A 12,394-nucleotide genomic window follows, 5' to 3' on the forward strand; every position below is an offset into this window, starting at 1 on the left:
CCCCGCCGCCCCTGCATGGCAGTCCTGAAGTACCTCACCGGTTATCCCGAACCCCTGGTCGCCCAGGTCAGCGAACTGCTGGCGCAGGGCCGGCTCGGCCCGTGGCTGCAGCAGCGCTATCCCGAGCCCCATGAGGTGCGCAGCGACCGCCAGCTCTACGACTACACCCAGGAGCTGAAAGACCGCTACCTGCGCAAGTCGGTACCGCTCAACAAGGTCTGCTACGACAGCACGCTGGAAGTGATCAAGCATGCATTGGGCACGCATACCGCCATTTCCCGCGTGCATGGCAGCCGCCTCAAGGCCAGCCGTGAGATCCGCATCGCCACGGTGTTCCGGCAGGCGCCGGCCGCCTTCCTGCGCATGATCGTGGTGCACGAGCTGGCGCACCTGAAGGAAGCCGACCACAACAAGGCCTTCTACCAGCTCTGCCAGCACATGGAGCCCGATTACCTGCAGCTGGAATTCGACACCCGCCTGTACCTGACCGAGCTGGCCAACCGCAGCCAGCGCTGACCGCGCGCAGGGGCTACACTGCGCGGCCCCCGCCCGACCTGCCCGCCCATGGAACCGATACGCCTCGACAAACGCTTGTCCGCCCTGCTCGGCATCCCGCGCGGCGAAGCGCGGCGCTACATTGAAGGTGGCTGGGTCACGGTCGATGGCGAGGTGGTCGAACAGCCACAGCGCCCGGTCGATGACACGGCGGTGATCGTGGTCGATGAACAGGCCAATGACAGCAAGGCCGAGCGCGTGGGCATGCTGCTGCACAAGCCGGCTGGTGCTGCCGCCGAAACCCTGTGTGCGCTGGTCAGCAGCAACAGCCACAGCGCTCTGGACGCCAGCGGCATCCGGCCACTGCAGCGCCATTTCCACGGGTTGCAGCTGGCTGCGTCCCTGCCCGCGGCAGACAGCGGCCTGGTCGTGGTCAGCCAGGACCCGGCCACGCTGGCCCACCTGCAGCGCAATCTCGGCCGCACCGAACAGGAGTATCTGGTCGAAGTGGCAGAAGGCGGGCCGGAACGGGGCCCCTGGCTGCTGGCCCGGCTGCAGCAGGAGTCGGGCGGGGCCAAGGTGAGCTGGCAGAGCGAGCAGCGGCTGCGCTTCGCCGGCAAGGGGCTGACGGCCAAGGGCCTGAAGACCGCGGTGGCTGCCGCCGGCCTGCAGGTCACCGCCCTGCGCCGCCTGCGCATCGGCCGGGTGGCACTGGGCCCGCTGCCGCCGGGACAGTGGCGCTACGTGGGCAGCGACGAACGGTTCTGACGCCCGCCGCCGCGCGGCACGCCGATCCACTAGCATGGGGCCATGAGCCCGCCTGCGCCTGTGTGGCGACGCCTGTTGCGCGTCGTTGCGATCATCTTCGCCATCCTTCTGCTGCTGGTCCTGTCCGGACTGCTGCTGGCCGACCACCTGACGCCACAGGCGCACGGTGAGCCGTCGCACGTACTGCCGCTGCAACCGGCGCAGACCCGCATCGACCAGCAGGTCGTGCCGCTGCAGGAGGCGCACCCCGGGCAATCCGGCGTGGCCTTCCTCGGCGATGGCATGGATGCATTCGCGGCGCGCGCGATGATCACCGCGCAGGCCGGGCGCAGTCTGGACCTGCAGTACTACATCTGGCACGACGACCTGATCGGTCACCTGATGGCCAGAGCGCTGCATGACGCCGCCGAGCGCGGGGTGCGCGTGCGCATCCTGCTCGACGACATGAATGCCAAGGACAAGGACGCGCTGATGATGGCGCTGGACCGGCATCCGAACATCGAGATCCGGCTCTACAATCCGTTCCGCAACCGCAGCGGCATCCTGCGCATGGTGGAGATGGTGCAGCGCTTCTTCAGCGTGAACCACCGCATGCACAACAAGAGCTGGATCGCCGATGGCCGTGTCGCCATCGTCGGTGGCCGCAACATCGGCGAGGAGTATTTCAGCGCGCGCACGGATGTGAACTTCCAGGACCTGGACCTGCTGGTCGCCGGCCCTGCCGTTGCACAGGCGAACCGGATATTCGACGACTACTGGAACAGCCCGGCGGCGATTCCGGTCTCCGCGCTGGCCTTCCATACCGACGCGCAGCTTCGCCTTCTGGTGCGTGAGTCCGACCATGAAGCGCAGCGCGATGCTGCCCGGCCCTATCTTGCGCGCGTGGCCGAATCACGCCATCGGCAGCGTCCCAGCCCCGAGCCGCTGCACTGGAGCAGCACCGTGCGCATCGTCTCGGATCCGCCGATGAAACACCGCAACGACGACCGCGGCAGCTGGCTCGTTACCGGGCTGATCGGTGAACTGGAGTCCGCGCGCAGCAAGGCCTTGTTGATTTCGCCCTACTTCGTGCCGGGCAACGAGGGCCTGGACGGGCTCTCGGCAATGGCGTCGCGCGGCGTGCACCTGGGCATAGTGACCAACTCCCTTGCCGCCAACGACGTTGCGGCCGTGCACGGCGGCTACATGGGCTACCGCGTGCCCCTGCTGAACGCCGGCGTGCACCTGTATGAGCTGAAGGCACAGGGCCAGGCGGGCGATGCAGGCCTGTTCGGCAGCAGCGGGGCCAGCCTGCACACCAAGGCCTTCCTGGTGGACGACCGCCGTGGCTTTGTCGGTTCCTTCAACCTCGACCCGCGCTCGGCCTATCTCAACACCGAAATGGGGGTGCTGTTCGACGACCCCGTGCTGGGCGCGCAGCTGCGCGACGAGTACCTGCGCCTGGCCGACGCCAGGCACAGCTGGTGGCTGGCAGTGGACAACCGCGATCGGCTGCGCTGGCTGGAGCGTGAGCCTCCGCCGCGCTGGGTGGAGGACGAGCCAGGTGCTACGCGGCGCCAGCGCTGGCTGTCGCGGATCATCAGCTGGCTGCCGGTGGAATCGCAGCTGTAGCGCTCAGTGTGCCCTGGCCTCGCCTTCATGCGGGGCGTCGTCCAGTGTTTCCACGCTGCGACCATGCAGGCGCCGCCAGATCCAGCGAAGCGCATGGGGCGGAGCCGACGGCAGCTGCTCCAGCAGGGCCAGCATGCGGCCCTGGGTGGCGTGGCCATGCCGGCACAGCAGGCTCGCCGCCGCCGCTGCGCTGCCCAGCCGCAGGCTGTCGGACAGAGGGCCCGAGGCGTCGGCCGCCAGGGTCTGGTGTACCGGATCGGGCAGCTCCCAGGCGGCGGCCACCCGCTGTGCCAGCGGCAACGACCACTGCTGCAGCAGCTGCAGGGCCAGGGCCGGCTGCACGTCCTCGCCGCGCGCCTGGGCTTCCTGCAGCAGCTGGCGCATCACCAGCGCCGCACCGAGTCCCTGCACCAGGCCCAGCCACTGCGCAGCGAAGGCATCGCCGGAGTTCACGCTGCGTGCGTGGTCGGCAGCAGCACGCGATGCCAGCAGGGCGTGCTCCCAGGTGATCGTGCTGAACTGCGGGAACCGCTCGCACTGAACCTGCATCACCGGCTGCACCAGCACCGCACTGATGATCTGCCGCACGCCTTCCGTGCCGACCAGGGTCACCGCCCGCTGCAGGCTCTCGACCGGGCGTTCGTGCACCTTGTACGCGGGACTGTTGGCGATACGCAGCAGGTTGCCCGTGAGTACCGGATCCTGGCCGATGATCGCCGCCATCACCCGTGCCGAGGCGGCATCATCGTTGACGGTCTGGATCAGCTGCGGCAGCAGCTGCGGCCGGCGCGGCAGCTGCCGCGTCGCCCAGTCGCGATCCTGCAGCGCGTCCGCGACCGCCTGTGCCAGTCCGGCGCTGGCGGCATCGACAGGGCCGGGCTCGCCCGCCAGTCGCGGGTACAGCGCCAGCGCGTGCAGGCCACGCTGCAGCTGCGCGGCGATCTCTCCCGGGGGCACTGGGTCTCCCTGCAGGCGGGCAGCCGCAGCGGCCACCGCCTGACGCGGCCCCGCCGACAGACGCGACGGCGCCGCGCCGGTCAGCGACGCAAGCCAGCCGCGTACCCTGCGTGCCCAGGCCAGCGTCACCGGCCGTGATCCTGTCGATGTCGTACTGCGCTCGCCATGGCCCGTCTCTGTCTCTTCACACGATCCGGCCACTGGCCATCGACGCAGCATCGGCCGCGCTTTCATCTTCTTTAACCCGCAGTGCCCATCGACGTCGACGGCAGACACTCGGGGAATGGACTAGAATGGCGCCGCGCGACCCGTCCCCCTGCACCGACGACGTCGCTTTTTTTGTTTTGGGACCCTACCGTTCACTGGTCGTTCGCTGCAGTTCGCCGCCGTTCGCACCATCGGAGACGCCATGCTATTCGAAACCCTCGCCACCACCGGCCACGAACAGGTGGTGTTCTGCCACAGCCATGACGCCGGCCTGAAGGCGATCATCGCCATCCACAACACCACCCTGGGCCCGGCCCTGGGCGGCGTGCGCATGCGTCCCTATGCCAGCACCGACGAAGCGCTGGCCGACGTGCTGCGGCTGAGCCGGACGATGACCTACAAGAATGCGCTGGCCGGCCTCAATGTCGGTGGCGGCAAGGCGGTGATCATCGGCGATCCGAAAGCGGACAAGACCGAAGTCCTGTTCCGCGCCTTCGGTCGCTATGTCGATTCGCTGGGTGGCCGCTACATCACCGCCGAAGACGTCGGTACCGACGTCAACGACATGGAGAACATCTACCTGGAAAGCCAGTTCGTGACCGGCGTCCACCAGGTGCATGGCGGCTCCGGAGATCCCGCACCGTTCACTGCCTACGGCGCGCTGCAGGCGTTGATGGCGTCGATGCGTTTCAAGTTCGGCCACGAGGAAGTGGGCAAGACCAGCATCGCGGTGCAGGGCCTGGGCCACATCGGCATGGAACTGGTCAAGCTGCTGCGCGACCGCGGCGCGAAGCTGTATGTCACCGACCTGGACGCGGCCTTGGTCGATCGCGCAGTCAGCGATTTCGGCGCCGAAGCAGTGAAGCCGGACGAGATCCACGAAGTGAATGCCGACGTCTTCGCGCCGTGCGCGCTGGAAGGCTCGATCAATGCCGACACCCTGCCGCGGATCAAGGCCAAGATCATCTGTGGCACCGCCAACAACCAGCTGTCCAGCCTGGAAATCGGCGATGAACTGCACGCGCGCGGCATCCTGTACGCACCCGATTACGCGGTCAATGCCGGTGGCGTGATGAACGTGTCGCTGGAGATCGATGGCTACAACCGCGAGCGCGCGATGCGCCTGATCCGCAGCATCTACCACAACCTGACACGCATCTTTGAACTGTCGCAGCGCGAGAACATCGCGCCGCAACGTGCGGCCGACCGAATCGCCGAGAGCCGCATCCTGTCGATCGGCAAGCTGAAGATGCCGCTGGGCCGCAGCACCCCGCGCCTGGGCAATCTGCGCGGCGGTTGACCGCCCCTGCCGGGCCTCGGCACGGCGCCCCTCCGGGCGCCGGCAACCCCATGATGGATCAGAACCCGGCGCTGTAACGCAGCGCCGCTTGCCGTGCGTCATCACCGCCGACACGCTGATCGATGCCCAGGCTCAGACGGCCACTCCGCCCCCACCACGACTCCAGCGCAAGCCCGAGCAGGGCGCTGCCACGCGGTGAGTCGGCACCTGGCAGCGGTGCCCACGCGTCGACACCGACGAAGCTGGCCTGCCACTCCCCGGCGCCGCCCTGAAGGCGCTGCTGCCATTCGGCGTGCCCGCGCAGCGTCCAGCGTCCCCAGCCGCGCTCGCCGCGCAGCCCCGCCAGCAGTTGACTGCGCTGCGCACGATTGGCTTCACCACGCAGGCCGAAACCAAAGCCGCCGCGCTCGTTGAACGCCGCGGTATCCACCCGCGTGGCACTGGCACCGACATACGGTGTCAACGACGCGCCGACGGTGCCGAAGCGATAGCCGCTTTCGACACTGGCGCTGCTGAATCGACCGCCGTAGCGCGCGGAAACGCCGTAGGCACCTGCACCCAGCAGCAGCTGCCGGTCCAGTTCGCGGGTGAACCGCCCTGTGCCGAACTGTGCCAATGCATAACCGTGCCCAACGCTCCAGCCGGCATACAGCTGCGCCTGCGCCTGGCGGTCCTGCCCGCGGTCACCGTTGAAGGCACTGCCACCGTTGCTGCGTGTTTCACCGAACGCCATACCCAGCAGGCCATGGCTGCCCAGCGGCACGTCCTGACCGGCCATCCAGCCCCGGCTGTCGGTGGCGCTGCCGGCGAAACTGCCCTGCCCTGCCTCACCCAACGTGCTCTGCCAGGCACCGCGCAGCGCAGGCAGAGCCTGCACGCGATCGAAACGGGCGGCCACCGCGCGTCGCGACATGTCGATGCTGTCGAAGGTCGCCGCCTCGGCACGCGTGTGGGCCTTGCCGGACAGGCTCTCCAGCGTGGCCGCCAGGCCCGTGCTGCGCTGCAGGCCGGCCGCTGCGCCACCGAATGGCGAATCCTGCAACGCGTGGTTGCCGTCCAGTTCGACGAACGCGCCTTCCAGCCGCGCCGCAGTTGTCTGCACACCGGCATCGAGCCCACGCGCAGCGGCGGTGACACTGATCCGGGTCAGGTTCAACCATGCGTTGTTGCTGTCATAGCCATAGCTGGTCTGCAGCAGGGCCAGCCCCTGCAGGCCACTGGATGTGGCCGCGGTGCTGAAGGTGCCGGTCAGGCCGGCTGCGGCATGGATCAGATCCTGCCGGGTACCGTCCTGCGGCACGTAGCCATCGACGAATCCGTGGACGTGCACGCCACCGTCCAGACGGGCGCTGCCGGTGACCTGCAGCGCGTTGGCCCCCAGCGCGATCATCAGCTGTGCGCCGGCCTGCTGCACGTAGTTGCCTTCGATGGTCGCCGTGGTGTTGGCAGTGGTCAGGAACACGCTGCTGCCGTTGGTCACGTTGCCGACCACGCGGGGCGTGCCGCCATTGAACTGCAGGCCGCTGGATGATGGATCGGCCTGCGGCAGGATGCTCACGCTGGAACGGATCACGCCGCCGTCGCGCAGCGACAGCACACCGCCTTCGATGCGGGTGGCACCGCTGTAGCTGCTGTTGCCGGTCAACGCCAGCACGCCGGCGCCCTGCTTGACCAGGCCGCCACTGCCGACGATGTCGTTGCTCCAGACCGAACCGGTGGATGCTGCGTCGACATTGGCAATCACGTTGCCCCAGTCGAAACGTCCCGGCCCGTTGATGGCCCTGCCGATGTCGAGCAGGCCGTAGCCGAACACCGGGTCCACGCCGGCGGCGCCGATGTCCTTGGCCGTGCCGAGCAGGGTCTGCCGTACCAGGTTGTTGTCGAAGTACGGATACCGCTCCCACACCAGCGCGGCCGCGCCCGACACCAGAGGTGCGGCGAAGGACGTGCCGTAGTTCCAGAAGTAGCTGGTGCCCGCGTCATCCGGATAGACCGCGCTGCCCGGCGCCGCCAGACAGTAGCGCGCCGCCTGGCCGCAGGCATTGGCGTAACCGGCCAGCGTGTCCGGCGCGTAGGGATCGACGGCCGTGGCCACCAGCCAGCCGCGCTCCAGATCCGCAGCCGGCCGCGAGCCTGCAACGCCCGCCTGGCCCGGCAATGCCGCCAGGCTGCTGGGCTCGCTGCGCGCGTCGTTGCCCGCGGCGAACACCACCAGCCCGCCGTGATTGATGACGAAAGGCCGGTACTCGCCGGCGACCTGGGCGGTGGTGGGCAGGTCGGTCCAGTACAGCCCGCCCCAGGAATTGTTCATCACCTTGACGTTGTAGCTGATCAGGTCGCGGTGCACCTGGGCCACACCGAGGGTGCCGCTGAACGAATTGCCCTGGCCGCTGCCGTCGTCTGCCGGCGGCTTGTCGGAGATGATCCGCGCCGACACGATCTGCGCACCGGGCGCGATGCCGCCGGGCCAGCGCCCCACCGCTGCGCCCGCCGCCAGGCTGGCGACGGCAGTGCCATGGCCGACCACATCGTCCACCCCCAGATTGTTGCGGGCAGGGTCGATGTAGGTGAGGTTGGCCACTACCCGCCCGTTCAGCGCGGCGGCCGCGCGCTGCACGCCCGAATCGACGATGCCGATGCGCACGCCCCTGCCGGTGGCACCGGTGGCCTGCGCGGCACCCGCATGGGTGACCGACAGGTGCGCATCGAAGGCCGGCTCCAGCGGTTTGGGCGGGGGCGGCGTGGTCGGCGGCGGCGGTGCAGGCGGCGGCGTGGTGGGCGGCGGGTCAACGCGCACGTTGCCACCGCCACCTCCGCCCCCACACGCCGTCAGCGCCATCGCCAGCGCCGCTGCCAGGACCGACCGTGCCATCGTCGTGCGTTCCATCGATTCCATCCCATGAACGTTGGCCCGCCTTCATCCCGGCGGGCATGCGGCGCCATCCAGCGGCAGCCATCCCCGACCCTCTATACTTGGGCCGACCCCCACGCAGTCTGCCGGGAAACCGGAGCGCATCCAACGCCCCCGGTCTCCTTTCCGAACATTGCTTACGCATCAACGAGATTGCCATGTCCAACATCGTCATCGCCGCCGCCAAACGCACCGCCATCGGCTCCTTCCTCGGCCAGTTCAACGGTGTGCCGACCCCGACCCTCGGCGCGGCCGCCATCGCCGCAGCGCTGGAGCAGTCCGGTGTCCCGGCCAGCGACGTTTCCGAAGTCCTGATGGGCTGCGTGCTGCCGGCCAACCTTGGCCAGGCGCCCGCCCGCCAGGCCGCGATCGCCGCCGGCATCCCGCTGTCCGTCGGTGCCAGCACCCTCAACAAGGTGTGCGGCTCGGGCATGAAGACCATCATGCTCGGGCATGACCTGATCAAGGCCGGTTCGGCCAAGGTCGTGGTTGCCGGCGGCATGGAGTCGATGTCCAACGCGCCGCACCTGCTGCCCAACTCGCGCACCGGCAACCGCTTCGGCAACTTCCAGGCAGTGGACCACATGGCCCACGATGGCCTGGTCAACGCCTACGACGGCAAGGCCATGGGTGAATTCGCCGAGTGCGCCGTGGACAAGTACCAGTTCAGCCGCGAGGAGCAGGACGCCTACGCCATCGAATCGGTCAAGCGCGCGCAGGCGGCGCAGGCCAACGGTGCGTTCGCCGACGAGATCGTCGCGGTGAAGGTGGCCACCCGCAAGGGTGAGGTCGAGGTCGACACCGATGAACAGCCCGGCCGCTCGGACATCGCCAAGATTCCGACCCTGCGCCCGGCGTTCAAGAAGGACGGCAGCGTGACCGCTGCCAGCTCGTCCAGCATTTCCGACGGCGCCGCCGCCGTGGTGCTGCTGACCGAGGAAGACGCCAAGGCCCGCGGCATCACCCCGCTGGCACGCATCGTCGGCCACGCCACGCATTCGCAGGAGCCGGAGTGGTTCACCACCGCACCGATCGGCGCCATCCACGCATTGCTGCAGAAGACCGGCTGGTCGCTGGACCAGGTGGATCTGTTCGAAATCAACGAAGCCTTCGCCGTGGTGGCGATGGCCCCGATGCGCGAACTGGGCATTCCCCACGACAAGCTCAACGTGAATGGTGGGGCCTGCGCATTGGGCCATCCGATCGGCGCATCCGGGGCACGCCTGGTGGTGACCCTGGTCAACGCCCTGCGCACGCGCGGTGGCAAGCGCGGCATTGCCACCCTGTGCATCGGTGGTGGCGAGGCGACCGCAATTGCCATCGAATTGATTTAAAAAGGTTTAACTGCGATTTCGCAAAAATGAATGCGGGATCGCTTGACAGCCAAACGTGGCTTGTCATCATGTTGTCGGCGCGCAGTTGCGCGTTGCCTAATCTAACGACGAGGATTCACACAATGAGCATCAACAAGCTGCTGGTCGCGATGTCCCTGGCTCTGGCCCTGGCCGCCTGCTCGAAGCAGGAAGCTGCCCAGGACGCCGCTGCTTCGGCCAACGAAGCCGCCACCGAAGCCCAGGCTGCTGCCGATCAGGCCGCCGCTGCTGGCGCCCAGACCGCCGACGCTGCCCAGCAGGCCGCCGACACCGCCGCCACCGCTGCTGACGCTTCGGCTGACGCCGCTGCCCAGGCTGCTGGCGCCGCTACCGACGCTGCTGCTGAACAGGCCAAGGACGCTGCCAAGGCTGCCGAAGGCACCGCCGAGCAGGCCAAGGACGCTGCTGAAGAAGCCAAGAAGTAATAACTTCTTTCTTCACGCTGTTCTGGAAAAGCCGCTGGTTCGCCAGCGGCTTTTTCTTTGCATCGCGTTCCGCGACCCCGCCTTCACAAGGGCGTGAATAGGCTGGCGTCCCCATCCATTGCCGCAGTGCACTACCGGAGACCGCCATGAAGATCCGCTCGCTGACCCTGTCCCTGCTGGCCGCTTCGCTGCTGATCGGCCTGGCCGCCTGCAAGGGCCCGGAAGCCGAACAGGCCCGCCAGGATGCGCGGCAGGCTGCCGACAGCGCAGGCGCCGCCGCCCGTGACGCAGTCGACCAGGCCGCCGCAGCTACCCGCGAGGCCGCCGACAAGACGGCAGCTGCATCCGAGCAGGCGGCGGCCGATACCCAGCAGGCGCTGGACAAGGCGGCCGACGCTACCGCCAATGCTGCTGACCAGGCCAAGGTCGCCGCCACCGACGCCGCTGCACACGCCAGCGATGCGACCGCGGACGCCGCACAGAAGGTCGCCGACAAGGCGCGTGATGTCGCAAATGACGCGAAGGCGAACGCGGCCAAGGAAGAAGCCAAGCACTGAGCCGCGTCCGGTACTGCAGAGCGCCGCAGCCACGCTGCGGCGCTCTACAGAATTCCACGCTACGGCAGCGCGCGCGCCAGGATTTCCGACAGGTCCAACCCGGCCGGCAGGGTGCCGAACACCCATCCATGTTCACCGCCGAGCCGGCTGCGGATGAACGCATCCGCCACCGGACTGCGTGCACGCAGCAGCAGTGCCGCCTGCAGCAGCAATGCGGTGCGCTCGCAGAACATCCGCGCCTGCGACTCTTCCGGTGCCGGGGCCGTTACCCAGCGCTGCAGCGCAGCGGCATAGCGCGCATCGCGATCAGCCACCGCCGACAGCTCGCCCTGCAGTGCGGCCAGCGTCTCCGGTTCGCGGGCCAGTGCCCGCAGCACATCCAGGCACTGGATGTTGCCGCTGCCTTCCCAGATCGAGTTCAGCGGCGCCTGCCGGTACAGGCGCGGCAGCATTGATTCCTCCACATAGCCCGCGCCGCCCAGGCATTCCTGCGCCTCGTTGACGAAGGCCGCCGCCCGCTTGCACACCCAGTATTTGCCCAGCGCCGTGCCCAGCCTGGCCAGCGCCGCCTCGCCGGCATCGAAGGACGCACGTTCCACCGCACGCGCGATGCGCATCGACAGCACCGTCGCCGCTTCTGATTCCAGTGCGAGGTCGGCCAGCACGTTGGCCATCAACGGATGCTCCACCAGCAACCGGCCGAAGGTGCGGCGGTAGCGGGCATGGTGCAGCGCCTGCGCCAGCGCCATGCGCATTTCCGCTGCGGCACCCAGCATGCAGTCCAGGCGGGTCATCATCACCATGCCGATGATGGTGGCCACGCCACGCCCCTCTTCGCCCACCCGCCACGCCTGCGCGCCGCAGAACTCGACCTCGCTGGACGCGTTGGCCCAATCGCCCAGTTTGTCCTTCAGCCGCACCAGGCGGAATGCATTGCGGTCGCCATCGGCAAGCCGGCGCGGCATCAGCAGACAGGTCAGTCCGCCCGGTGCCTGCGCCAGCACGAGGAAGCCATCGCACATGGGTGCCGAGAAGAACCACTTGTGGCCGACCAGCCGATAGCGCTCGCCGTCGATGGGCTCTGCTCGCGTGGTGTTGGCGCGCACATCCGAGCCCCCCTGCTTCTCGGTCATGCCCATGCCCAAGGTGATGCCGGCCTTGTCGGCCACCGGTACGTCGCGCGGGTCGTACACCGGTGCGGCGGCCTTGCGCGCCCATTCGGCCAGGTTCGGCTGCGACCGCAGCACCGCTACCGCCGCATGGGTCATCGTCAACGGGCAACTGGTACCGGCCTCGGCCTGGTGGTGCAGATAGCTCAGCGCCGCGCGTGCAACATGCGCACCCGGCTGCGGCTCATGCCAGGACAGGCCGGCCACGCCATGCGCCTTCGCGGCGGTCATCAGCTGGTGGTAGGCCGGATGGAACTCCACCGTATCGATGCGATGCCCCTGCGCGTCGTGGGTGCGCAGGCGCGGGCGGTCGCGGTTGGCATCGAATCCGAGCCGGTACAGCTCGTCACCGGCCAGCGCACCGTACTGCGCCAGGCGCGGGACGAAGGCTGCGGCGCCTTCGCGATGCACCGCCTCCATCAACGCTGCGTCATCGGTCCACAGCTGGCGCCCGGCGAACGATGGCGGCTGATTGAGCACCACATGGGTCTCGAAGGGGGCAGTGCTGCTGAAACCCGGTTCACTCATGCGATCCATCCGGCGGCAAGAGGTATGCGATCCGATTGTGCCGCATGCTGCGCCAAGCCCGCGTTCAGGCCGGTTCTCACCCCGTGCACGAGC

Annotated in this window: 10 protein-coding genes; 7 read left to right on the plus strand and 3 right to left on the minus strand. The window is 68.4% G+C overall.

Translation table 11 applies throughout. From position 1 onward, the window contains the following. The first annotated feature begins 15 nt into the window (after window positions 1-15). From ACZK08_RS14325 to ACZK08_RS14335, 3 genes are read left to right on the plus strand one after another with little or no spacing between them, the layout of a single operon-like run. Window positions 16-516, plus strand: a complete 501-nt coding sequence (locus ACZK08_RS14325; RefSeq protein WP_065181818.1) for a M48 metallopeptidase family protein — start codon at window positions 16-18, stop codon at window positions 514-516. Between the two features lie 48 nt (window positions 517-564). Then, window positions 565-1,263 (plus strand): RNA pseudouridine synthase, encoded by a 699-nt coding sequence (locus tag ACZK08_RS14330; protein ID WP_065181817.1) that lies wholly within the window; start codon window positions 565-567, stop codon window positions 1,261-1,263. A 42-nt stretch (window positions 1,264-1,305) separates the two neighbouring features. Next, window positions 1,306-2,874, plus strand: coding sequence for a phospholipase D family protein (locus ACZK08_RS14335; RefSeq protein WP_065181816.1), 1,569 nt, complete (start codon window positions 1,306-1,308; stop codon window positions 2,872-2,874). A 3-nt stretch (window positions 2,875-2,877) separates the two neighbouring features. Here ACZK08_RS14335 and ACZK08_RS14340 read toward each other — a convergent pair whose 3' ends face one another. Further along, entirely contained in the window at window positions 2,878-3,960 is a 1,083-nt protein-coding gene (locus tag ACZK08_RS14340; RefSeq protein WP_065181815.1) for an HDOD domain-containing protein, read from the minus strand. 280 nt (window positions 3,961-4,240) lie between these two features. Here ACZK08_RS14340 and ACZK08_RS14345 point away from each other — a divergent pair, with 280 nt between their 5' ends. Continuing rightward, window positions 4,241-5,338, plus strand: coding sequence for a Glu/Leu/Phe/Val dehydrogenase dimerization domain-containing protein (locus ACZK08_RS14345; RefSeq protein ID WP_053519551.1), 1,098 nt, complete (start codon window positions 4,241-4,243; stop codon window positions 5,336-5,338). Window positions 5,339-5,396: 58 nt separating this feature from the next. Here the strand turns inward: ACZK08_RS14345 and ACZK08_RS14350 are convergent, their stop codons facing one another. Then, a complete protein-coding gene (locus tag ACZK08_RS14350; RefSeq protein ID WP_065181977.1) occupies window positions 5,397-8,225 on the minus strand; it encodes an autotransporter serine protease in 2,829 nt (942 codons plus the stop codon). A gap of 182 nt (window positions 8,226-8,407) precedes the next feature. Between ACZK08_RS14350 and ACZK08_RS14355 the strand changes: the two genes are divergently transcribed. The 3 genes from ACZK08_RS14355 (at window position 8,408) to ACZK08_RS14365 (ending at window position 10,604) form a co-directional block, all read left to right on the plus strand. Then, window positions 8,408-9,583 (plus strand): thiolase family protein, encoded by a 1,176-nt coding sequence (locus tag ACZK08_RS14355; RefSeq protein WP_053519550.1) that lies wholly within the window; start codon window positions 8,408-8,410, stop codon window positions 9,581-9,583. A gap of 122 nt (window positions 9,584-9,705) precedes the next feature. Continuing rightward, window positions 9,706-10,047 (plus strand): hypothetical protein, encoded by a 342-nt coding sequence (locus ACZK08_RS14360; RefSeq protein ID WP_053519549.1) that lies wholly within the window; start codon window positions 9,706-9,708, stop codon window positions 10,045-10,047. A 146-nt stretch (window positions 10,048-10,193) separates the two neighbouring features. Next, the gene (locus ACZK08_RS14365; protein WP_053519548.1) at window positions 10,194-10,604 is read left to right on the plus strand and encodes a hypothetical protein; all 411 of its coding nucleotides are present in this window, start codon (window positions 10,194-10,196) and stop codon (window positions 10,602-10,604) included. A 59-nt stretch (window positions 10,605-10,663) separates the two neighbouring features. Here ACZK08_RS14365 and ACZK08_RS14370 read toward each other — a convergent pair whose 3' ends face one another. Then, window positions 10,664-12,301 (minus strand): acyl-CoA dehydrogenase family protein, encoded by a 1,638-nt coding sequence (locus ACZK08_RS14370; protein ID WP_065181814.1) that lies wholly within the window; start codon window positions 12,299-12,301, stop codon window positions 10,664-10,666. Window positions 12,302-12,394 lie beyond the last annotated feature (93 nt).

The organism is Stenotrophomonas sp. 112478_Sma (assembly GCF_056479905.1).